The sequence below is a fragment of the Ruegeria sp. O11 genome (assembly GCF_056535285.1).
In genome coordinates, this window is the sequence record NZ_JBQERS010000004.1 from 155,370 (window position 1) to 176,918 (window position 21,549).

The 21,549-nt window shown below is 58.0% G+C and carries 24 protein-coding genes; 8 read left to right on the forward strand and 16 right to left on the reverse strand.

The genetic code is table 11. The features are described from left to right. Window positions 1-43: 43 nt before the first annotated feature. Window positions 44-1,042 (forward strand): polyprenyl synthetase family protein, encoded by a 999-nt coding sequence (locus ACRZ91_RS10805; protein ID WP_480905146.1) that lies wholly within the window; start codon window positions 44-46, stop codon window positions 1,040-1,042. Here ACRZ91_RS10805 and ACRZ91_RS10810 read toward each other — a convergent pair. From ACRZ91_RS10810 to soxR, 4 genes are all read right to left on the reverse strand, one after another. Beyond that, window positions 1,035-1,856 (reverse strand): 4-(cytidine 5'-diphospho)-2-C-methyl-D-erythritol kinase, encoded by an 822-nt coding sequence (locus ACRZ91_RS10810; protein ID WP_480905149.1) that lies wholly within the window; start codon window positions 1,854-1,856, stop codon window positions 1,035-1,037. The two genes, ACRZ91_RS10805 and ACRZ91_RS10810, sit on opposite strands and share 8 nt — an antisense overlap. Then, window positions 1,846-3,558 carry a tetratricopeptide repeat protein gene (locus tag ACRZ91_RS10815; protein ID WP_480905151.1) on the reverse strand — a complete coding sequence of 571 codons (1,713 nt, stop codon included), beginning with the start codon at window positions 3,556-3,558 and terminating at the stop codon, window positions 1,846-1,848. The genes ACRZ91_RS10810 and ACRZ91_RS10815 overlap by 11 nt, the downstream gene beginning before the upstream one ends. A 104-nt stretch (window positions 3,559-3,662) precedes the next feature. Beyond that, on the reverse strand, window positions 3,663-5,309 hold the full coding sequence (locus ACRZ91_RS10820) for an electron transfer flavoprotein-ubiquinone oxidoreductase (protein WP_480905154.1): 1,647 nt from the start codon (window positions 5,307-5,309) through the stop codon (window positions 3,663-3,665). Window positions 5,310-5,445: 136 nt separating this feature from the next. Next, window positions 5,446-5,901 carry a redox-sensitive transcriptional activator SoxR gene (gene soxR / locus ACRZ91_RS10825; protein ID WP_010443641.1) on the reverse strand — a complete coding sequence of 152 codons (456 nt, stop codon included), beginning with the start codon at window positions 5,899-5,901 and terminating at the stop codon, window positions 5,446-5,448. 88 nt (window positions 5,902-5,989) lie between these two features. Between soxR and ACRZ91_RS10830 the strand changes: the two genes are divergently transcribed. The 3 genes from ACRZ91_RS10830 to ACRZ91_RS10840 all read left to right on the forward strand — a co-directional run bounded on the left by ACRZ91_RS10830 (window position 5,990) and on the right by ACRZ91_RS10840 (window position 8,081). Continuing rightward, on the forward strand, window positions 5,990-6,370 hold the full coding sequence (locus ACRZ91_RS10830) for a VOC family protein (protein ID WP_170474136.1): 381 nt from the start codon (window positions 5,990-5,992) through the stop codon (window positions 6,368-6,370). Window positions 6,371-6,603: 233 nt separating this feature from the next. Then, entirely contained in the window at window positions 6,604-7,074 is a 471-nt protein-coding gene (gene greA, locus ACRZ91_RS10835) for a transcription elongation factor GreA (protein ID WP_039540543.1), read from the forward strand. A 14-nt stretch (window positions 7,075-7,088) separates the two neighbouring features. After that, window positions 7,089-8,081 (forward strand): hypothetical protein, encoded by a 993-nt coding sequence (locus ACRZ91_RS10840; RefSeq protein ID WP_480905159.1) that lies wholly within the window; start codon window positions 7,089-7,091, stop codon window positions 8,079-8,081. Here the strand turns inward: ACRZ91_RS10840 and ACRZ91_RS10845 are convergent, their stop codons facing one another. Genes ACRZ91_RS10845 through ACRZ91_RS10860 form a run of 4 tightly spaced genes read right to left on the reverse strand, consistent with a single transcriptional unit; the run spans window position 8,082 to window position 11,422 of the window. Continuing rightward, window positions 8,082-9,347 (reverse strand): molybdopterin-binding protein, encoded by a 1,266-nt coding sequence (locus tag ACRZ91_RS10845; RefSeq protein ID WP_480905162.1) that lies wholly within the window; start codon window positions 9,345-9,347, stop codon window positions 8,082-8,084. Further along, complete coding sequence (mobB, locus tag ACRZ91_RS10850) at window positions 9,344-9,835, reverse strand: molybdopterin-guanine dinucleotide biosynthesis protein B (RefSeq protein ID WP_170772003.1); 492 nt, start codon at window positions 9,833-9,835, stop codon at window positions 9,344-9,346. The genes ACRZ91_RS10845 and mobB overlap by 4 nt, the downstream gene beginning before the upstream one ends. Then, complete coding sequence (mobA, locus tag ACRZ91_RS10855; RefSeq protein ID WP_480905166.1) at window positions 9,832-10,488, reverse strand: molybdenum cofactor guanylyltransferase MobA; 657 nt, start codon at window positions 10,486-10,488, stop codon at window positions 9,832-9,834. The genes mobB and mobA overlap by 4 nt, the downstream gene beginning before the upstream one ends. Continuing rightward, the gene (locus ACRZ91_RS10860) at window positions 10,481-11,422 is read right to left on the reverse strand and encodes a formate dehydrogenase accessory sulfurtransferase FdhD (RefSeq protein WP_480716632.1); all 942 of its coding nucleotides are present in this window, start codon (window positions 11,420-11,422) and stop codon (window positions 10,481-10,483) included. The genes mobA and ACRZ91_RS10860 overlap by 8 nt, the downstream gene beginning before the upstream one ends. On the opposite strand from ACRZ91_RS10860, the gene ACRZ91_RS10865 reads away from it, so the two are divergent. Both ACRZ91_RS10865 and ACRZ91_RS10870 read left to right on the forward strand, forming a co-directional pair. Continuing rightward, window positions 11,421-12,131: an AzlC family ABC transporter permease gene (locus ACRZ91_RS10865; protein WP_260023996.1), complete on the forward strand. Its 711-nt coding sequence runs from the start codon at window positions 11,421-11,423 to the stop codon at window positions 12,129-12,131. The two genes, ACRZ91_RS10860 and ACRZ91_RS10865, sit on opposite strands and share 2 nt — an antisense overlap. Next, complete coding sequence (locus tag ACRZ91_RS10870; RefSeq protein WP_010443632.1) at window positions 12,128-12,460, forward strand: AzlD domain-containing protein; 333 nt, start codon at window positions 12,128-12,130, stop codon at window positions 12,458-12,460. The genes ACRZ91_RS10865 and ACRZ91_RS10870 overlap by 4 nt, the downstream gene beginning before the upstream one ends. Here the strand turns inward: ACRZ91_RS10870 and ACRZ91_RS10875 are convergent. The 7 genes from ACRZ91_RS10875 to ACRZ91_RS10905 all read right to left on the reverse strand — a co-directional run bounded on the left by ACRZ91_RS10875 (window position 12,449) and on the right by ACRZ91_RS10905 (window position 18,955). Beyond that, the gene (locus tag ACRZ91_RS10875) at window positions 12,449-13,081 is read right to left on the reverse strand and encodes a hypothetical protein (RefSeq protein ID WP_010443631.1); all 633 of its coding nucleotides are present in this window, start codon (window positions 13,079-13,081) and stop codon (window positions 12,449-12,451) included. The two genes, ACRZ91_RS10870 and ACRZ91_RS10875, sit on opposite strands and share 12 nt — an antisense overlap. Window positions 13,082-13,104: 23 nt before the next feature. Continuing rightward, window positions 13,105-13,239 (reverse strand): aa3-type cytochrome c oxidase subunit IV, encoded by a 135-nt coding sequence (locus ACRZ91_RS10880; protein WP_010443630.1) that lies wholly within the window; start codon window positions 13,237-13,239, stop codon window positions 13,105-13,107. A 68-nt stretch (window positions 13,240-13,307) separates the two neighbouring features. After that, complete coding sequence (locus tag ACRZ91_RS10885; RefSeq protein ID WP_170544715.1) at window positions 13,308-13,862, reverse strand: hypothetical protein; 555 nt, start codon at window positions 13,860-13,862, stop codon at window positions 13,308-13,310. Further along, the gene (locus ACRZ91_RS10890; RefSeq protein ID WP_480905172.1) at window positions 13,849-15,687 is read right to left on the reverse strand and encodes a glycerophosphodiester phosphodiesterase; all 1,839 of its coding nucleotides are present in this window, start codon (window positions 15,685-15,687) and stop codon (window positions 13,849-13,851) included. Before ACRZ91_RS10890 ends, ACRZ91_RS10885 begins: the two co-directional genes overlap by 14 nt. A 64-nt stretch (window positions 15,688-15,751) precedes the next feature. Further along, entirely contained in the window at window positions 15,752-16,201 is a 450-nt protein-coding gene (locus tag ACRZ91_RS10895; RefSeq protein ID WP_480905175.1) for a DUF6173 family protein, read from the reverse strand. Window positions 16,202-16,205: 4 nt separating this feature from the next. Further along, on the reverse strand, window positions 16,206-17,252 hold the full coding sequence (locus ACRZ91_RS10900) for an MBL fold metallo-hydrolase (RefSeq protein WP_480905178.1): 1,047 nt from the start codon (window positions 17,250-17,252) through the stop codon (window positions 16,206-16,208). Continuing rightward, the gene (locus tag ACRZ91_RS10905) at window positions 17,252-18,955 is read right to left on the reverse strand and encodes an acyl-CoA dehydrogenase family protein (RefSeq protein ID WP_480905181.1); all 1,704 of its coding nucleotides are present in this window, start codon (window positions 18,953-18,955) and stop codon (window positions 17,252-17,254) included. The genes ACRZ91_RS10900 and ACRZ91_RS10905 overlap by 1 nt, the downstream gene beginning before the upstream one ends. 132 nt (window positions 18,956-19,087) lie before the next feature. Here ACRZ91_RS10905 and ACRZ91_RS10910 point away from each other — a divergent pair, with 132 nt between their 5' ends. Beyond that, window positions 19,088-20,035 (forward strand): L-threonylcarbamoyladenylate synthase, encoded by a 948-nt coding sequence (locus tag ACRZ91_RS10910; RefSeq protein WP_480905184.1) that lies wholly within the window; start codon window positions 19,088-19,090, stop codon window positions 20,033-20,035. Here ACRZ91_RS10910 and ACRZ91_RS10915 read toward each other — a convergent pair. Further along, window positions 20,032-20,586, reverse strand: coding sequence for a YqgE/AlgH family protein (locus ACRZ91_RS10915; RefSeq protein WP_170474645.1), 555 nt, complete (start codon window positions 20,584-20,586; stop codon window positions 20,032-20,034). The genes ACRZ91_RS10910 and ACRZ91_RS10915 overlap by 4 nt on opposite strands. Window positions 20,587-20,734: 148 nt before the next feature. On the opposite strand from ACRZ91_RS10915, the gene ACRZ91_RS10920 reads away from it, so the two are divergent. Beyond that, on the forward strand, window positions 20,735-21,547 hold the full coding sequence (locus ACRZ91_RS10920; RefSeq protein WP_480905188.1) for a protein-disulfide reductase DsbD domain-containing protein: 813 nt from the start codon (window positions 20,735-20,737) through the stop codon (window positions 21,545-21,547). The last annotated feature ends 2 nt before the right edge of the window (window positions 21,548-21,549 follow it).

The following is a 21,549-nucleotide window of genomic DNA, read 5'->3' on the forward strand; positions in this document are numbered from 1 at the left end:
AGGGCAAGGTGACTGGGATGTCGAGCCTTGTATCAGGAGTGTGATGAGCGTCAGCACGATCTCGAAACCGCATGAGCGTCTGTCTGAGATGTTGGCGGGTGAAATGGCAGCGGTGAATACGCTGATTCGGACCCGAATGGCGTCGGAACATGCCCCACGCATCCCCGAAGTGACTGCACATCTGGTTGAGGCAGGTGGCAAACGCCTGCGCCCAATGCTGACGCTGGCTGCTGCACAGTTATTTGGCTATTCCGGCGACCATCACGTTAAGCTGGCCGCGACTGTCGAATTCATCCACACCGCGACCCTTTTGCACGACGACGTCGTGGACGAAAGCGGACAGCGGCGTGGGCGGCCCACCGCAAACTTGCTATGGGACAATAAATCCAGCGTTCTGGTTGGCGACTATCTGTTTTCCCGCAGTTTCCAGCTGATGGTTGAAACGGGCTCGCTACGGGTTCTGGATATTCTGGCTAACGCGTCGGCCACGATCGCGGAAGGTGAAGTGCTGCAGATGACAGCAGCCACCGATCTGGGCACGGATGAGGGTGTCTATCTGCAAGTTGTACGCGGGAAGACTGCTGCGCTTTTCTCGGCTGCAACCGAAGTTGGTGGTGTCATTGCCGGCGCAAACGATGCTCAAGTCAAAGCGCTTTATGATTATGGTGATGCGCTTGGGGTTGCCTTCCAAATCGCTGATGATCTTTTGGATTATCAAGGTGATAGCGCGGTCACCGGCAAGAATGTCGGTGATGACTTCCGCGAGCGAAAGCTAACACTGCCCGTCATCAAAGCTGTGGCGCAAGCCACAGCGGATGAACATGCTTTCTGGGAACGCACGATAGGGCGCGGACGTCAGGAAGAAGGCGATCTGGACTACGCCCTATCGCTGATGGCCAAATACCGCACGCTGGAAGCTACCCGCGCAGATGCGTTCGGCTGGGCAGCCAAGGCAAAGGCGTCATTGGAAGACGTTCCTGATCACGAAATCCGCACATTGCTAGGCGATCTGGCGGACTATGTTGTTTCGCGCCTCAACTAAGCATTGTCGCGCGGCACCACCAGTTGGGTTGCGCGGCTCCGATCTCGTAGGCGGCGAACTGGGCCGCTTTCAGGGTTGGATAGAGCGCGATACAGGTAGAGCCTGAACCTGACATGCGGGTCAGTAACACGCCGCGCGTATCGCTCAGTGCATCAAGGACAGCTGCAATTCCCGGCGCTACCGTCATCGCGGGCGCTTCAAGGTCATTGCGCTGATTCCGTAGCCACGCCGCGCAATCTTCTGGCGTTTTGAACGTAGGAATTCTCGCTGGCATCGGCGCGTTCTCTCGACTTTGAAGCGCAGAAAACACAGGTCCGGTTGGAACTGCGATCCCCGGATTAACAAGAAGAGCTGGCAATGGCGGCAAATTAATCGGTTCGATCTGCTCACCTATACCTCGCATTCGCGCCGCAGCAGCGTATAGGCATGCCGGGACATCTGCCCCCAGCGACAAGGCAATATCATTGGCGTTTATGGACCCCTGAGTCGTCGCCGTGCGCAGGACCGCGGCTGCGTCCGAAGACCCGCCTCCGATACCGCCGCCATGGGGCAGTTGCTTGTCTAGAAGAATGCTGCCGGTCCAGCCAGCCGCCTCGGCAGCCTGCCAGACCAGATTGCTATGGTCGATTGGCACACCGTTCGAGAACTCGCCTTCTACCGACAACGCCAGCTTGGGTCCCGAAGAAAAGCTAAGTCGATCCCCGACATCTGCGAAGGCAACCAATGAATCCAGCATATGATAGCCATCGTCTCGCTGGCCGGTTACATGTAGGGTCAGGTTGATTTTGGCGGGGGCGAATGCCTCAGCCTTCATTGGCGACTTTCAATGGCTCAGCGCCCTCTTCGCGCAAGACAGTATCCAGCCCTACCTCAATCTTACGACGAATACGCTCAGGATCGGCCTCTCCATCGGTGTCTTCGGGGTCGATGAAGGACAGGGCACGTTTCCACTGAAACTCCGCCTCGCGAGCACGACCTACAGCCCAATAAACATCGCCCAGATGATCATTCACCACCGGATCGACAGGCATCAGCTCAACGGCTCGCTCCATGTGATCAACCGCCTCGTCATACCGGCCCAGGCGGAACAACACCCACCCAAGACTGTCGACAATATAGCCGCTGTCCGGCCGCGCAGCGACCGCGCGTTCTATCATCTCCAGCGCTTCATCCAGCTTCTCTTTTCGTTCAACCAACGAATACCCCAAGTAATTCAGCACCTGCGGTTGATCCGGGTTTAACTCAAGCGCGCGTCGGAAATCGGCCTCGGCCATCTCCCAGTTCCTGAGACGTTCATGGGATATCCCGCGTGCATAGTGCAGGAACCAGTTGCTGCCTGCACCTTCCTCAGTCAAAGCAATGGCCTTGTCATATGACGTAACCGCCGCCGCATAATCTTCCTGCTGACGCCGAAGGTCTGCCAAAGCCACATGTACACCCGGCAAATCGGGGCTCTGCGCTGCGAGGTTTTGCAACACTTCAGCGGCCGCATCTTTGCGATCGGAACGGCTGAGCACTTCGGCGCGCCCCAACTCGGCAGCGTGATAGTCGCTGCTTGTCGGCGGCACCTGCCGATAGACATCGACGGCGAGATCATATTGCTCCAGCCCGTCCAGCAGCTCTGCGCTCAACAGGATGGCGTCGATGTGGTCCGAGCGCAGGAACGTCGCGGCCCTAATATAGAGGAGTACATAGTCGGGCGCGGCCTCGGCGCTCAGTGCCGCACCCACTGAATAGAACACTTCGGCCATGCCGTCCTGTGCAGATCGCACATGTGTAAACGGCAACGTTTCGCCGTTAGCCAGGCGACTTACATACCCTTCAATGGTCGGGTCACTTCCTGCAGCGAACACATCATCAAGGAATTGAAGCGCATCTTCGTTGCGGTCGAGTTGCGACAAAACTTCGGTTCGCGACAACGCCGCGCGGCGCGAGAAGCGGGCAACAGCACCATTATCGGCCTCAAAAATCGCTTCGGACCCTTCGAAATCCCCGACCGATGCCAAGGCCATAGCCTTATGGTAGAGCGCAAATTCTTTAAGCCCTTCCTGCGTGGAAACCGCATCAAATTCTTCCATCGCCTTGGACATGGCACCCTGCGCCATGTGTGTCCAGGCGATCAACAGACCATCGACCAAAGGACCAACCCCCTGTGTCTCAGGGTCACGGGCCAGAAATTCATCCAGCTCTCCGCTTGCAAGCAAATTCGCCGAGATCACCATCCGGGCAGCCTGGCTGGGTAAATCTTGTTCTTCGATGGCATTCGCAACCGGCAAGGCACGCTCGATTTCACCCAGAGCCAACCGCGCTACAACAACGTTTTCTAACAGTTTTGCGTTTTTAGGATCTGCTTGAAGCGCCTGCGAATAATAGCGCTCGGCGGCTGGATAGTCGCTTTGATAAATCGCCTGCCGCCCCGCCAGATACGACCCCGACCCGGTATCGGCTGCCGCCGGGAGCGTTATTGCTGAGATGAGAATGACGGCCAATGCCGTACGTCTTACCAGGGAAACCACCGATTGCCTGCCTTACTGTCGTTGACTGAAGGATAAGCTAGGGCTTTGGTGGGCGAAGGGCAATGGCAGAGCCTTCACGACCCTGCCAACGCCCATGTTCTTGCCTACATATTGGGGTAGTTCGGTCCGTCGCCGCCTTGCGGCGTTGTCCAAGTGATGTTCTGGCTGGGATCCTTGATGTCGCAGGTCTTACAGTGAACACAGTTCTGGAAATTGATGACGAATCGCGGACCGTTTTCATCCTCGACCATTTCATAGACGCCTGCGGGGCAATAACGTTGCGCCGGTTCATCAAATTTAGGCAGGTTGACCTTCACCGGTATTTCCGGGTCGGCCAGTTTCAGATGGCAAGGCTGGCTTTCCTCGTGATTGGTGGCCGCAAACGATACATTCGTCAGGCGATCAAAGGAAAGTGTACCGTCTGGTTTCGGATAATCGATCGGTTGATGCTTGCTGGCATCTTCCGTCGATTCCGCGTCGTTCTTACCGTGGCCCAGCGTGCCCAGCAGCGAAAAGCCCAGCGTGTTGGTCCACATGTCCATGCCACCCAGCACCAGGCTGGCAGTCAGGCCATATTTCGACCACAGCGGCTTGACATTCCGCACCTTCTTCAGGTCGGCGCCAATTGCGCCTTCACGAACGTCAGCCTCATAGGCGGTCAACTCATCGCCCGAACGCTCGGCCTTGATGGCGTCATAAGCGGCCTCAGCCGCTGCTTTGCCCGACAGCATGGCGTTGTGGTTGCCCTTGATGCGCGGCACATTGACCATGCCTGCCGAGCAACCCAGCAGCGCCACGCCCGGCGCGACCAGCTTCGGCATCGACTGATAACCGCCCTCGGTGATCGCACGTGCGCCATAAGCCACGCGCTTGCCGCCTTTCAGCAGCTCGGCGACCATCGGGTGATGCTTGAAGCGCTGGAATTCCATGTAGGGATACAGGTGCGGGTTCTTGTAGTTCAGGTGAACCACGAAACCGACATAGACCTGATTGTTTTCCAGGTGGTAGATGAACGACCCACCGCCCGCGTTGCTGCCCAGCGGCCAGCCCATCGTGTGTGTAACCGAGCCTTCCTTGTGCTTGGCTGGGTCAATCTCCCAGATCTCTTTCATGCCAACGCCGTATTTCTGCGGCTCTTTACCGGCAGACAGGTCGTATTTGGCAATGACTTCCTTGGACAGTGAACCGCGCACGCCTTCCGACAGGAAGACGTATTTGCCGTGCAGCTCCATGCCCGGTTCGGTGCTCGGACCGTAGGAGCCGTCAGCTTCCAGACCAAAGACACCAGCCACGACGCCTTTGACTTCGCCGTTTTCGCCGTAGACCAGCTCGGAACAGGCCATGCCGGGGAATATTTCAACACCCAACTCTTCAGCTTGCTCTGCCATCCAGCGGCAGACATTGCCCATCGAAACGATGTAGTTGCCATGGTTGTTCATCAGCGGCGGCATGGGGAAGTTGGGGATGCGAATCTGACCGGCTTCGCCCAGCATGTAGAAATTGTCTTCCTCAACCGGCACGTTCAGCGGGGCACCCTTTTCCTTCCAATCGGGGATAAGAGCATCCAGGCCACACGGATCCAGAACCGCACCCGACAGGATATGCGCGCCCACTTCCGAGCCCTTCTCCAGAACCACGACATTCAGGTCGGCATCCAGCTGTTTCAGACGGATGGCCGCCGACAGGCCCGCGGGGCCTGCACCCACGATCACCACGTCGTATTCCATCGCTTCGCGTTCAATCTCGGCCATCGCGGGCTCCTTAGCTAACTTTCCGAATTGGCGCTTTCACCGCTTGGTCGGCGCAATATTGTTTCACGGCTGATTACATGGTCGGAAAGACTTTGGTCAATCGAAACACGGCGTAACAATGACGCTATTCGACACATCAAGCCTCTGGCGCATCGCCCATCAGGTATCTGGGACCGCTACCATGGGATTTTGCCCTGTCATCGGGGTTGTAAAGCTTACATTTAGGCAAGCTGAGACAGCCGCAGCCGATACAGCCGTCCAGATTGTCGCGCAACCGCATCAGCGTATCGATTCGCTGATCCAGCCGGGTGCGCAACCCTTCGCTGATGTTTTTCCAGTCCTGCGGCGTCGGTGTTCGATTACCGGGCAGTTCCAAAAGCACTTCCCGTATTTCTGGCAGGGTCAGGCCGAACTGCTGTGCGATCATCACAAAACTTAGCCGTCGAATATCGGCACGCTGATACCGTCGCTGCCCACCCGCGTTTCGCCACGGAGATATCAAACCCTGCGCTTCATAGTACCGGATCGCCGACACAGCTAACCCCGTCCGTCGAGCCAAAGCACCAATCGCCAATCCTTCGGAAACAGCCATAACATTCTCCAAAAAAGTCCCTTGACCTAAAGTTAGGTTTAGAAATTACGGTGAGTCGGGACAAGCCTTAAATCAGGAAGGAGATCCTATGATGGCGACTCTGGAACATACCAACTTCACGGTCCGCGACCCAAAGGCATCTGCGGCGTGGATGCAGAAAGTCTTTGACTGGAAAACACGCTGGGAAGGCCCGGCCATTGCCGGTGGCTACACAGTGCATGTGGGCAGCGCTCACACCTATCTGGCACTCTACGCCCCCGATGATCCTAAGCCATTAAGTGAAAGCAGCTATGATATCGTGGGTGGATTGAACCATGTGGGCGTGCTGGTCGAAGATATCGAAGCCACCGAAGAAAAGGTTCGCAAAGCAGGGTTCAAACCTCACAATCACGCTGATTATGAGCCCGGGCGGCGCTTCTATTTCCGCGACGACAACGGCATCGAATTCGAGGTGGTTCAGTATGATTGAGATGTTGTGGCTTGGGCACGATGCCAGCCGTTGGCGACGCGGGGAGCTGTTGGGGCAGCGCCACCGGCGCAATCAACCTCCTAAACGGCGGCGCTAAGTTGCGAGTTTACTGACAACCCGCGCCTCCCCTCTTGCAATTCACGCTCCATTTGGGTCAGGTAATTGCCAACCCATCCTTCGCCCCGACGCTTTTGTGCGGCGGGGCGTAACATTTATGCGTGGACGACAAGACTATGGAAAAGATCCCCATGACGCCTTCGGGCAATGCCGCGCTCGAGGCAGAGCTGAAAAACCTGAAGTCCGTCGAGCGCCCGGCGATCATCGAGGCGATTGCCTCAGCCCGCGAACTCGGTGACCTTAAAGAGAACGCGGAATACCATTCCGCTCGTGAAAAGCAGGGCTTTATCGAGGGCCGCATCAAAGAGCTTGAGGGCATCCTGTCGCTTGCCGACGTCATCGATCCCGCCAAGCTGTCGGGTGCGATCAAGTTTGGCGCCAAGGTGACATTGGTTGATGAAGATACCGACGAAGAAAAGACCTGGCAGATCGTCGGTGAGTATGAAGCCAATATTGAAAATGGCCTCCTGAACATCAAATCCCCGATCGCCCGCGCCCTGATCGGCAAAGAAGAAGGCGACAGTGTCGAGGTTCGCACCCCCGGCGGTGTACGCTCCTACGAAGTTCTGAGTATCGAATACGCCTGACCGGAGCATTTATCATGTCAGGGTCTGAGCCCGAGCAAGAACCCGAGAAACCGACCTCGCTGGGAATCTACGATCGGCCCGCGCATCCCTCGATTACCGAGATCGAGATCGCGGCTGTTGTGCTCAGCCTGATCTGGCTGGTGGTGTCAGTAGTATTTCTGGTGCTACCCGGGGCACAGGAAGGCGGATTTATCGTCACATTTCTGGCGGTGTTTATGCCGGTAGCGATGATCTGGGTTGCAGCGTTGGCGATGCGCGCCAGTCGCGTTATGCGCGAAGAAAGTGCGCGTCTGCAAACCGCTATCGACGCAATCCGCAACAGCTATGTGGTGCAACAACAGCGCGCGACCAGCACCTATGAACCGATGGTCGGCAAGAAACTGGATGAAATCGCCGAAAGTGCCAAAAAGACCGAGAGCGCATTAGCCACATTCTCAACCAATCGCAGTGAACCTGCACGCGCCAGCAAGCCTGCATCCGAACCTGCAAATCAAACCACCTTGGAACTTGGCACGCCTGCGGAAGAGATTGCGGCCCCGTTGCCAACCAACATCTTCATCCGCGCCCTGAACTTCCCCGAAACGCAGAGCGATGAGGCGGGTTTCGACGCGCTGCGTCTTGCGTTGAAGGATCGCAAGGCATCGCAACTTGTTCAGGCCTCACAGGATGTTCTGACCCTGCTTAGTCAGGAAGGCATCTATATGGATGACCTGCGCCCCGATATGGCCCGGCCCGAGATCTGGCGGCAGTTTGCGCAAGGCGCCCGCGGGCGTTCGGTGGCTGCGTTGGGCGGTATCCGGGATCGGTCTTCGCTGGCGCTGACAGCGGCGCGGATGAAACAGGATCCGATCTTTCGCGATGCGGCACACCATTTCCTGCGGCGCTTCGATCACATGATCGTTGAGTTCGAACCCGAAGCCAGCGACGCCGAACTGAACGCATTGGGTGAGACGCGCACAGCGCGCGCTTTTATGCTGCTGGGACGGGTTGCAGGGACGTTCGACTAATTAGAGCCCAAAGCTTCCGTAGGGGATAAATCGTACTGGATCACCCGGCTGGATATCGCGGGCACCGTCCTCGATTTCAACCAGCCCTTCGGCCCAGCTCAGCCCGCTTATCCGGCCGGACCCTTCTGAATGAAACACCTCGGCCCGTCCTTCACGGATGCGGGCGCGCAGATATTCGCGGCGACCCGGTTTCTTGCGCTTTTCAAATGCGGCAGGCACGTCGAACCCTTGCGGTTCCCGCCAACCTGCTCCGGCCATCAAGCTCAGCGCGGGGCGGGCGAATACCAACGTGCAGACCATTGCGGCCACCGGATTGCCGGGCAGGCCGAACACCGGCGTTTGATCCCACATGCCCAACGCCAAAGGCCGTCCGGGTTTCAGTGCGATGCGCCATTCCTGCATCGCCCCAGCCTCTTGCAACAGGGCTGAGACATGATCTTCATCCCCGGCAGAGGCCCCACCGCTGGTCAGGATCGCATCCACCTGCCGAGCGGCATGATTCAGACGATGCTCCAAAGCCTCTCGGTCATCCTCGGCATGGCCAAGATCAACCGGTTCAAACCCCATTCGTTCGACCAGCGATAACAGCATCGGACGGTTGGCATCGTAAATTTGCCCTGGTCCGGCAATGTGACCCGGTTCGACCAATTCGTCCCCGGTCGACAGCACCCCGACGCGCAGCACTTTGTATACGGACACTTCGGCCAACCCAATTGCCGACAAAAGCGCCAAATCAGCGGGTGTCAGCCGTCGCCCGGCAGGTAAGGCCAGCGCACCTTCGACCAAGTCTTCGCCAGCCTTTCGTGCGTTTGCACCTTTTTTCAATGGACCTCGGAACGCAATGTGACCCTGATCGAGGGTCACATCCTCTTCCAGAATAACCGTATCAACACCCTCCGGAAGCGCCGCCCCGGTCAACACGCGTACGGCATGGCCCGAGGGAACCTTACCGCCAAACGGAACACCGGCCGCTGCGCGACCTTCAACCAAAGGCAAGACACAAGGGCCATCCGCCACTGGTCCGGCAAATCCGTATCCATCAACAGCGGTGTTGGGCTGTGGTGGGTTTGAACGTTTGGCCTGCACATCTTCTGCCAGAATGCGACCGGCGGCCTGCATCAGCGGCGCGCTTTCGACCCCTGTTACCACGGTCAATCTGTCCCGGAGCAATGCCAGTGCGTCGTCGACCGGCGTCCAGTTCACCCCGGCGGGCAAGGCAAAGCAATCATTGCGCAGGGGTGGAGGCGATATGTCTGGCTTGCTCAAAGTCCGACCTCCCCAAGAATGAAATCAGCAATTGCCGCCGTATCGTTCAAATCAAAAACAGGGCGATCCAGCTTCAATGGCGTATCACTGGCAACCGCACGGATCGAGTCATCTTCCGTCGCGATCAGCGGGTTTCCAGGCGCTGTACGAAATGCCTCCACTTTGGGGTGGTGTTCACGCTTGAACCCTTCAATCAGCACCAGATCAACCGGAGACAAGCGTGCCAACAAGATATCCAGTTTTGGCTCTGGTGCTCCGCGCAATTCCTGCATCAGAGCAACACGCTGACCCGATGCCAAAAGCACTTCGGACGCCCCAGCCACGCGATGCCGGTGGCTGTCTGTTCCCGGCTGGTCGACATCGACACTGTGGTGGGCATGTTTAACGGTAGAGACGGTGAAACCACGTCCAGTGATTTCGACCACCAGTCGCTCCACCAGCCCGGTTTTGCCCGCGTTTTTCCAACCGATGACGCCGTAGAGTCTCATGCCAGCTCCAACAGAGTTTCAGCGCGGGCCAGATCATCGGGTGTGTTGACGTTGAAGAAGGGATCAAACGGCTGGGCCGAAAACAGCGCTTCTCGCCCGTCATGCTGGTCAGTCCAAAGGACAACCTTGCGCAAACCACCCTCAAGTGCCGCCCGCAGATCATCGCGCAACGCAACAGGCCAGAGACCAAATGTCGGGTGCCTGTTCACTCGCCTGGACCCGCCCGATTTCAAGGCCTCTTCGCCAATTCGCGGAGTGGTTGCCAGAACAAGAGGGTGCTTTTGCCCTTCGGAAGCCCGCACCAGTTGCGCCACCAGATCTCGCGGAAAGAACGGTGTATCAGCGGCGACTGTCACAATGGACTGGGCACCCTGTTCTGCAGCCCAATCAAGTCCAGCGAGAACACCGGCAAGTGGTCCCGCAAAGCCATCGATCGAATCCGCAATCACAGGCAATCCCAGTTCATTGAATCGCAATGCATCCCCGTTGGCATTCAGAGCCAGAGCCTCGACCTGAGGCGAGAACCTATTGATCACACGATCCAGCAAGCTAACCCCACCGATCTGCAACAACCCCTTGTCGCCTCCCCCCATGCGGGTCGCCAGGCCACCTGCCAAAATAACGCCCAATAGTTTTGGTGTCCGTTCAGCCATTGGCACTTTTCCTGCGATGCTTCGTGTCCTCGGCAGCCACGGATGCGGGATCAACGTCACGTACCAAACGGTCTTCGCCAGACAAACATACAAACCGCTGCCCGCGCATGCGACCGATCAGCGTCAGGCCGACCTCTCGCGCGATTTCAACGCCCCAGGCGGTGAAGCCCGACCGCGAAGCGAGTACCGGGATCCCCATCATTGCCGTTTTGATCACCATCTCCGAGGTCAGGCGACCGGTTGTATAGAGGATCTTGTCTGCGGCGCCCTCTCCCTCGGACAACATCCAGCCCGCGATCTTGTCGACGGCGTTGTGACGGCCCACATCCTCCATATAGACTAGCGGGCGGCTCTCACGGCACAGCACGGTGCCATGGATCGCCCCGGCCTCAAGATACAGCGACGGCGTGCGATTGATCTTGGATGCCAGATCATAGAGCCACGAGGTGCGCACCGAGACCTGCGGCAAAAGCACGTCCTCCAACCCCTCCATCATGTCGCCAAAAACGGTACCCACTGCGCAGCCACTTGTCCGCGTCTTCTTCTTTAGTTTGTCCTCATACGAAGTCTCACGCGCTGTGCGCACGACAACGGTTTCCAGATCATCGTCGTAGTCGACCCGCGTGATCTGATCATCGGCCAGCAGCATGCCCTGATTACGCAGAAACCCCAGTGCGAGATATTCGGGGTAGTCTCCGATGGTCATCGCGGTCACGATTTCCTGCGAATTCAGAAAGATCGTCAACGGGCGCTCCTCGACTACCGAGATCTGGCTGACCTCTCCATTCTGATCTACGCCTTCCACCGCGCGGGTCAGTCGCGCCGCACCCGGATCAGGGGCAATAAGGTAGTCTGACAGGTCGAATTCCTTGGCCAATTGCAACCCCTTCCCAAGACGGCTACTGCTGCTCGCAACACCATAGGATTTAGCCATGGCCTCTGCCACACCCAAGTCATACTTCTGGAAAGGTTTTCGCGACGGGGCACCATTCGTCTTCGTCGCCATGCCGTTCGGCCTGCTGTTCGGGGTCTTTGCTACCGAGGCGGGGTTGAACATCATTCAGACCATGGCCTTTTCCGCCACCGTGTTTGCGGGTGCTGCGCAATTCACCGCATTGCAATTGCTGCAGGACAATACACCCACCGTGATCGTCCTGATTTCTGCACTGGCGGTGAATTTGAGGGTTGCAATGTATTCGGCCTCGCTAACGCCCTATCTGGGCGCAGCGCCACTGTGGCAGCGCGCCTGCGCGGCCTATCTGATCGTCGATCAATCCTATGCCTGCTCGATGATCCGATTTGAAAAAGAACCCGATATGACCGTGCCACAGCGCATGATCTATTTCTTTGGCTCGGTCACACCGATTACGCCGCTTTGGGTCTTGGGAACGTATCTGGGCGCGGTTCTGGGAACGCAGATACCAGATAGTTGGGCCTTGGATTTCGCTTTGCCAATCACCTTTCTGGCCATGATCGGACCAATGATGCGCACGTTGGCCCATGTGGTTGCGGCATTGGTTGCGATCGTGGTGGCCTTGCTGACGGTTGCTGTGCCCTTCAATCTAGGCCTTCTAATCGCAGGTGCCGCAGGAATGGCCGCCGGTGCACAGGTCGAACTGATGCTGGAACGGAATAAGTCATGACGCAGATCGATAGCACCACCATCTGGATCATAATCATCGGCCTTGCGATTGGCAGCTACCTTCTAAGATTCACATTTATCGGTCTGGTTGGGGATCGCCCGATGCCGCCCTGGCTGCTGCGCCACCTGCGCTATACGGCAGTGGCGATTATTCCTGCCCTGATTGCGCCACTTGTGGTCTGGCCATCCGCCACTGACGGCCAGCCTGATTTGCCGCGCATGTCAGCTGCTGCTGTTGCGTTAACAGTTGGGTACGTCACGAAGAACGTTCTGGCCGCGATTTTTACGGGCGCCGCCACGCTTTATGGTTTGCTCTACCTAGTTGCTTGAGGCTGCTTCAATCTGGTTCAGGCGCGCGTTATTTTCGGCTAGACCCTGCTGCAGATCGGCCGAGTCATTTTCGCGATACTCCGTCGTGACAACACCCGGTATCTGGCCAAACTGGTCGGACAGTTTCACCGGGTAGAATGTGGTGCTTATCTGCTCGAACCCTGGAACCTGCTGCAAAAGCTGTGCCGTTGAATTCGCGCAGAATGCCCCGGCAACTGGGCCCATCTGTTTGGCCAGTTGAAGCGCAATTTCCGCCTGTTGTGGCGTCACTTGGATAGTTTGGATACGGGCATAATGCGTCTCGCGCGCGTGACTGCTGCGATAGGCACGCTCGACATTTGGCGTAATGCCGTAAAGCACATCATTCTTAATCGGTACTACGTCGGCACGGAAGGATCCCGCAGGATCAAAAATCACCCTCTCGCTACCACTGATCATCAGCGACGTATGCGCCCCCGACCCGGTGCGCGTGCTGATCATTGTATAGAGCGTCAGTGTCGATGGCCCCGGATCACGATAAGACCGGGATACGATTTCAAAGGACTCTGCCTGCGGGCGCTGTGAACCAGCGCACCCAGCAACTGTCACCGCAAGCAGACAGGCTATCAAAATCCTGAACATGGGTGGTACGCCGCAGAAAATGATCAGGCCGCAAATACCGCCAGGAAAATACAAAGGAAGATACATGCCACCACAAACCAGGTGGTGAATTTGATGAACCCGTCGAAGGTTTTGGTTTGAACGGTGATGTCCATCTCGCCGTGCTTATGTTCAGCCATGTTTCAAAGAATCCCAATTCGCGTGTTTGGAATGCTGAATAATGCAAAAATCGGGGCCTGTCACGACGTCATTCGCGCGCAGTTGGACCAAAGATCGTGCAGCCGGGATAACCAAATCCCCAGCGCCAGGGCAGACCGCTGCACGGACCACCACCAAAGCGTACTGCAAGGAACATTGCCTCGGACGTAATCGAATGGACCGAGCGAATCTGATCCGGCGTCATATCATAGCGCTCAGCATAGTCCGCGGCATGGGTATCACCGTGGGCTTCGACGCAAAGGCGCAGTCCTTCATCAGCAGCAAGACGCGCATCAAAACTGACTTCGGCCTGTGATGCACCACCCGCGTTGTGATAGGCGCGATCATGTGTGACGCAGCAATACTCCCACGGAGGATGCTCTTCGTACAGCAAGCTGAACTTGGGGAAGGTCTCAGCGACTAGTCGCCAACTTGATGATAATCCACCCGAGCAGCCATCGGTTTCAAACGGGGTCAACTCAGCGCCTTCCATCGACTCGACTAACGCCCTGTGCGCGGGCATTTCAACGCTGCGCATCAAGTCCTGCGCATTGGCGGGAAGTACGCAGCAGGCCAAAAGGGCGGCGAGTCTATGGGTTTGCATCGCGCATCTCAGAGGTTTCGATCGAAAGGCCAAAGGCCGTTGCCAGCCACAACATCAACCGCTCCCCCGGCCCCATTTCAGCGCGGACGCGCAACACTTCGCGGGCCATCGCGGGACGGTCGGTAATCAGCCCGTCGACCCCCATCGAGGCCATGGCCGACATTTGCAATGGGTCGTTCACCGTCCAGACATAGATATCCTTGCCCGCATCGTGGACCGATCGGATCAGACCCGGCGAAACCGTTGCTGCGTTCACAGCTACAAAATCGCCCTCAAGCCCCGACAAATTGCCAATCGCGGTGGCGGCCAATACTCCTGCGCGCCAATCCGGGCGCAGCGCTTTCATTTTCTGCACCGCAGGATACTTCAGGGACATGGTGGCGATATCGTCCTGCATCTCAAGTTCTTCGACAATCGCAGCGACGCGGTTTTCCAGATCGACGTCATGGCCGTAGTATTTCAGCTCGATAATGACTTTGGACTTACCTTTGGCAGCCTCAAGCACATCATACAGCGTCGGCGTCCGTTCCGAGGCGTATTCCGGGCCGAACCAACTGCCGATATCGATCTCGGCCACATCCTCCATCGTCGCATCCCAGACCTTGAGCGGCACACCGGCCAATTTCATGAAATCACTGTCATGCGCGATGATAACCACACCGTCTGCTGTTTCCTGAACATCGATCTCGACCCAGTCGGCGCCATCTTCGATCGCCTTCAACACCGCAGCCATGGTGTTTTCCGGCCGTATCGCCGCCGCGCCCCGATGCCCGATGACATCGGCATGGTCGGGCGCTTGAATACGCTCGAGCAATTCCTGCCCGGACCATAGGCCGATCAGCAAAGCAATAGTTGCGCCACCCACAACCGCATAGAGCGGTGCGCGTAGGTTGCCCGGCTCCGGGTGGGGAAGCTCGTTGGCTTGCGTTTCGAAGAACCCATCCAACAATACCGCCAGTGCACCCAGCGCAATTGCAGCGAGCACAAGCCCTGCTAATGACCACAAGCCCGCGACAATGAAGCTGAAAATCAGCGCAAAACGCAGGTTCGCGCTTTCTTGCAACGGCACGAGATCAAACAGCACCCCGGCGGCACCCGCGATGAGCGCCGCAATGACCAGACGGATCGCAAGCCAAAGGGCCAGTTCGATCTTAAGGCGGCCGCGTTTGCCCTCCATCCGATCGGTACTAGTCGCGAAGGCTTCGGCAGGTTTGCAATCTTCAAACAACACCAGATGCAGAGCCAGCGCCCAAGCAGAAAGCCTGCGGATCAGAACCCAGGCTAGGCAGAGCACCACAAAGCCGATCAGCACCACTGCAACCCAGAATGAGGGCGGATGGAAGGTGAGGTAATAGTTGATGTCGTATTCCGTCAGCGTCCACCACGCGATCACGCCTGCCACAGCGACGAAGGGCAGCGCCAGAACCAGCACACGCAGAATGAACCGCGCAGCAAATCCGAAAAGCGCAGGTACGCGCGTCAAAATCAGGCGAATCGAAGCGCTGCCCGCACGCCACGGGTCGTTCTCACCCATTCGCAGCGATCCTGCCATAACAGAGAAAACAAAGACTTCAGCAAGCAGGAACAGGCTGAGCACCGCAACCGCCGCGATGAACCCTGCAGGCGACAGCAAAAACATAGCAATGTCCTGGTCTGTCAATGCGGATTGATCCGACAGTGAAACGGCCAGATTGACGGCAATGGCAACGCCGGGGGCGATCAATGCAACCAGCAACAACCGCACAGCAACATAGACAGGCACAAAAACACGCCGCTGGGCCCAAGCGCCGCGATAGGCGGTTGTTACGGCTGAGAAATTGGTCACGCGGCGCCCTCCTGAATGGTGAACTCATTCAAGGCTGCGAAAGCGTGAATTGCAAGGGTGCGCGTTAGCTGTCTTCCAGATCAGCCGCCAGCCGGAATCCGATGCGATTGGCCGGTTTGTCTTCGACCGTCTTGGGCAATGCGCGCAGCATCACATTCAACTGGCTGACATGCTGAACCAGCTGGGTTTTGGCCCCGCCGCCGTCCGAGCCATAAAAGGTGATGATATCGGGATCAAAGTAGCCCATGCCCTCGATCCGCATGACACCCGCGTCGCCCCCGGTAAAGCCCATGGCAACCTCGTGATCGCCATCCAACGTCTTTTCGAAATTCTGGATATACATGATCAGCCGCTCATAGGCCCATTGAGCAGGGCTCTTGGTTTCGACCGGCTTTTGCAACGGCTTTGGCAAATCTTTGTTACCCGATGCCGCATCGGGGTCGGCGTGTACCTCATAGCAACGGGGTAATGCTGCGGATTCGGCGGCTTCCGCCGATGTTTCGATCTTGTCCATTGCTTTACCCTTTGCGCTGATATTCCCACGCCCCGTCCGCGCGGCGCGTCCGGGTGACCGCTCCAATGTGGTAGAGATGGTTCATATGTGCAACCGCCTCGACCAGCGCGAGGCCGTATTCGCCGCCTTTGATCTGACGTTTGAACAGCGGGGCAAAGCACTCGGCTGCGGTCTTGGGCTGATCTAGATCGCTTTGCAAACGTTCGAGCGCGCCATGGTGATTATCGATCAGTTGACGCATCCGAATGGGCAATCCCGTGAAGGGCAGTTTGTGCCCGCCCAGAACCAGATGGTCGGGACGGGCCAAAGGTTGCAGGCGTTCACAGGCTTCAAGCCAATCGGCGACGGGATCGGCCATTGGTTCAGTCGCATAGACGCCAAGGTTGGAACTGATGGAGCTGAGGATCTGATCGCCAGTCAGCACCAGATGGTCGTCGCAACTCCAGAAGGTGCAATGTTCAGGGGCATGACCGTTGCCCATGTGAACGTCCCAGTCGCGCCCGCCCATGCGGATCACGTCGCCTTGTTTGACACGGGTAAAGCCCAGCGGCATGGGGTAGACGGTGTCGGCAAAGTTGAAGGGACGTTCAGCCATCCGGCCCGCCAGCACATCCGCATCCATCCCGGCGCTGCGGTAGTAATCGAGCGTTTCCTTCGGCCAGTTCTCCTGCACATCCAGCGTCAGCATTCGGGCGAACAACCAAGCGGTGCGGCTGGTCACAAGCTCGGCCCCGTGTTCGGTCTGGAACCAGCCTGCATTGCCGACGTGGTCGGGGTGATGATGGGTGACCACAACCCGGTGTACTGGCTTTCCGGCCAGAGGCCCTTCCATCAGGGTCTGCCAGATGGCACGTGTTTTCTTCGACGAAAGCCCGGTGTCGACTATCGTCCAGCCATCGCCATCATCCAGCGCATATACATTCACATGATCCAGCGCCATGGGCAAAGGCAGCCTGATCCACAGAACACCTTCTGCAACCTCGACCCATTCGCCGGGTGCAGGCGGTTCAACCCACGGATAACGCATCACCTGAGGCCCCTCGCCATCCATCAAACCGCCAACTCCTCAGCGCTGAGCGCATAAAGGTCATCAGCCCCGTTCTGCGCCTGTGCCAGCAAGCCTGTATGCTCGGGCAGCAGCGCGTTGATGTAGTAGCGCGCCAGTTTTGCGCGCGATCCATCGGGATCGGCCAGAGCCGCCGACAGGTGGTAATGCCCGCCCAGCACCCGCGCAAAGGCCTTGAGATAGGCTGACGCCCCGGCAAAGCGGTTATTCATGTCTGATTGCGCGACGATCCACTCGGTGGCTTCACGCAGTGACTCAGATGCCTCCCACACCGGGCCGGCAAGCTCGGGCATTGTGGCGCGAGCTTTTTCGGCCTGATCCTCGATCTCATCCAGCAGGTTCGAAGCCGCCTCACCCCCATCCATCATCTTGCGCGCCACAAGGTCCATGGCTTGAATGCCATTGGTGCCCTCATAGATCGCGGTCACGCGGACATCGCGATAGTATTGCGCAGCGCCGGTTTCTTCGATGAAGCCCATGCCACCATGGACTTGAACACCGGTCTCGGACACGCGCATCCCGGTTTCCGTCCCGAAGGCCTTGCAGATTGGCGTCAGCAAAGCGGCCCTTGCAGCCCAATCGGCCTCACCCGTGGCCTGCGCCATGTCGATCGCAGCTGCATTGGCCAGCATGATTGCTCGCGCGGCAAATACATCCGCGCGCATTGACATCAGCATCCGCCGTACATCCGCGTGATCGATGATCGTACCCGAGGGCGTCTTGCCTTGCTTGCGTTCCAACGCATAGGCAAGCGCGTGCTGATAGGCCCCTTCGGCCACACCGACGCCCTCACCACCAACGCCCAGACGTGCGTTGTTCATCATGGTGAACATCGCGGCCATCCCGCCATGTTCTTTGCCGACCAGCCAGCCTCTGGCACCGTCATACTGCATCACGCAGGTGGGGGACCCGTGCAGGCCCATCTTGTGTTCCAGCGAGACGACTTTCAAATCGTTGGCAACGCCAGGATTGCCATTTTCATCGGGGATGTATTTCGGCACCAGAAACAGCGAAATCCCCTTCGTCCCCGGCACACCGTCCGGCAGACGGGCCAGAACCAGATGGCAAACATTCTTGGCAAAGTCGTTGTCGCCCCATGAGATATAGATCTTCTGGCCGGTCACCGAATATGTGCCATCGCCATTATCCTCGGCCTTCGAAGTCAGCGCGCCCACATCCGATCCGGCCTGTGGTTCGGTAAGGTTCATGGTGCCCGACCATTCGCCCGCCATCATCTTGGGCAGATAGAGCGCCTTCAACGCATCGCTCGCGTGATGCTCCAGCGCCTCGATCTGGCCCTGAGTCATCAGGGGTGCTAGTTGCAACGACAGGCAGGCCGCGCTCATCATCTCATTCACGGCGGTGGTCATGGTCATGGGCAGGCCCATACCACCATATTCGGGATCGCCGCTCATCCCGATCCATCCGCCTTCGGCAATCGCTTTCCACCCCTCTGCATAACCCGGAGACGTCCGCAATACGCCGTTCTCCAACCGCGCGGGTTCCAGATCGCCCGGACGTTGAAGCGGGGCCATGATCTCTTCGCACATTCTCCCGGCCTCGGTCAGAATGGCGCTGACAACGTCATCGCTGGCCTCCGAGAATTTCTCGGTCGCGGCGATCTGGTCAAAACCGATCACGTTGCGAAACAGGAATTCATAGTCTGAGATCGGGGCACGATAGGGCATGGTTTCCCTCTGAGTCTGGCAGTTTGTCAGCGTGGGGTTGGAATCCCGGCCCCACGCCGGTATTCATCTGGGCTGGCACGATTACCTACCGTGACCTGAACTGCAAGCAACCAAAACGCGGCGTCACGACCTATGACCATTCTCGGCACTCAAGACTTATCAGCAGATGCCGACGGCATCGCTAAGGCCGCCGACCTGTTGCGGCAAGGGCTGCTGGTCGCCTTCCCGACCGAGACTGTCTATGGTCTGGGCGGCGATGCGCGGAATGGCGAGGCTGTGGCTGCGATCTATGAGGCCAAGGGGCGGCCCAGCTTCAACCCGCTGATCGCCCATGTAGCCTCAACCGAAACAGCAAAAAGGTTTGTTGAATGGACCGATCAGGCCAAGCAATTGGCACAAGCCTTCTGGCCCGGTCCACTTACAATGGTTCTCCCCTTGCAGGATGATCACGGGATTTCATCACTCGTCACGGCGGGGCTGGATACTTTGGCTGTTCGGGTGCCCGCCCATCCCACCGCACGCGCCTTGCTGGCGGCGTTTGATGGCCCAGTGGCCGCCCCCTCGGCTAACCCGTCTGGGCAGATCAGCCCAACCACAGCGGCCCATGTCCGAACCGGGCTGGAGGGGCGCATCGCTGCCATTCTGGACGATGGGCCCTGCGGGGTTGGGCTTGAATCCACCATTGTCGGTCTGGCCGGAGCCCCTGCTCTGCTGCGGCCAGGTGGTGTGGCGCTGGAACGAATCGAAGAGGTTTTGCAAACGGAGTTGCATCATCACCAGCCGGGTGATCTGCTGACTGCGCCGGGGCAATTGCAATCCCACTACGCGCCGGATGCGCCCGTTCGCCTGAACGCACAAGCCACGCAAGGCGCCGAAGTATTGCTGGGATTCGGAGATGTCACCTGTGATCTGAACCTTTCAGATAGCAGCGATCTTGCCGAAGCCGCCGCCAACCTGTTCGCGGCGCTACACAAGCTGAATGCAACAGGCCGACCGATTGCTGTTTCACCGATCCCAGATCATGGGTTGGGTGCAGCCATCAACGACCGCCTTCGCCGCGCGGCGGCCCCCCGCGATTAGGCGCGGCCTGCGCTGGCAGAGAGCGTCAGTGGATCAACCCCCAGCGTGGCCAAAGCGGCCTCCCATTTCTCGTCATCCGGAACATCGAAAACAAGTTTCGAGGACGCTTCGGTCGTCAACCAGCCATTCATGGCGATCTCATCCTCAAGCTGATCCGGCCCCCAACCAGAATAGCCCAGAGTCAGCATCGAATTCAGCGGTCCCTTGCCTGATGCCAGATCTTCAAGCACATCGAGCGTTGCGGTCATGCTGAAATCTTCCGCAATTTGCATCGAATGCAGATTCGCATCGTAGTCCGCGCTGTGCAGCACAAAGCCACGCGACATCTCGACCGGACCGCCGAATTGAACCAGACGCTCCCCAACAACCGGAATGCGGCACGGGATGTTGAGCTGTTCCAGCAAGGTCTTGATCCGCAGATCTGAAGGCTTGTTGACAATCAAACCCATCGCGCCATCTTCGCCGTGGCTGCAGATATAGACGACCGAATGTTCGAATCGTGGATCGCCCATGCCGGGCATAGCAATCAACAGTTTTCCCGTAAGGTCCATCAGCAAACTTCTCTTGCGCCATCGGATGACACCAGAATGAACCTGCATGCCGGGGAATGGCAAGGGACCAGCTGGGATTTCTGGGCATTTCACCTAAGTGACCGGATCGTGACTTGGCATTTACGCTCAGAATGCGCATGTTCTGCACATGAAACTGCTTTCGAAATCCGCCGCAGCCGGTCTGACGGCCACTTTTTGCTTTGGCTTGCCTGCGATTGCTCAAGGGGTTGGTAACCTGGTGCAGCTTGAGGTTCTGGACGGTGGTCGGACCGCCAAGGGCACCTATCAAGGCGCTTTGCATCTGACGCTGAAGGAAGGCTGGAAAACCTATTGGCGTGCGCCGGGTGATGCGGGCATTCCGCCGCAGTTCAATTGGACAGGCTCTGGCAACATCGCGGATATCGCGATCACGTGGCCTGCACCGCATGTGTTCGATCAAAATGGACTGCGCTCGGTCGGGTATGAGGATCAACTGGTACTTCCCGTTGAGATCACGCCCGAGAACCCTGCAAAACCCGTTCGTTTGCGCGGTGAGATGGATTTGGGTGTCTGCAAAGATGTCTGTGTACCGGGTAAGCTGGATTTTGACCACACACTGGATGCAAAAGCCGGTCGCAATCCGGCTATAGCAGCAGCCCTTGCCCAGCGCCCGTTTTCCGAGCGTGAGGCTGGCGTGGTGATCGCAACCTGCCACCTGACGCCCACTTCGGACGGGATGCGGATCGAAGCGCATATCACCATGCCCTCTGCAGGCGGGTCCGAATTCGCCATAATCGAACCGGGCAACCCGACGCTCTGGGCTTCGCAACCCGAAACACATCGTCAGGGCAAAACCTTAATCACAAGTTCAGAGGTCGTCAGCGCCTCGGGTGGGCCGTTTGCGCTGGATCGGTCTGAGGTGAGGATCACGGTGCTTGGGGCAAACCACGCTGTAGACATACAGGGATGCAGCGCAGGCTGACC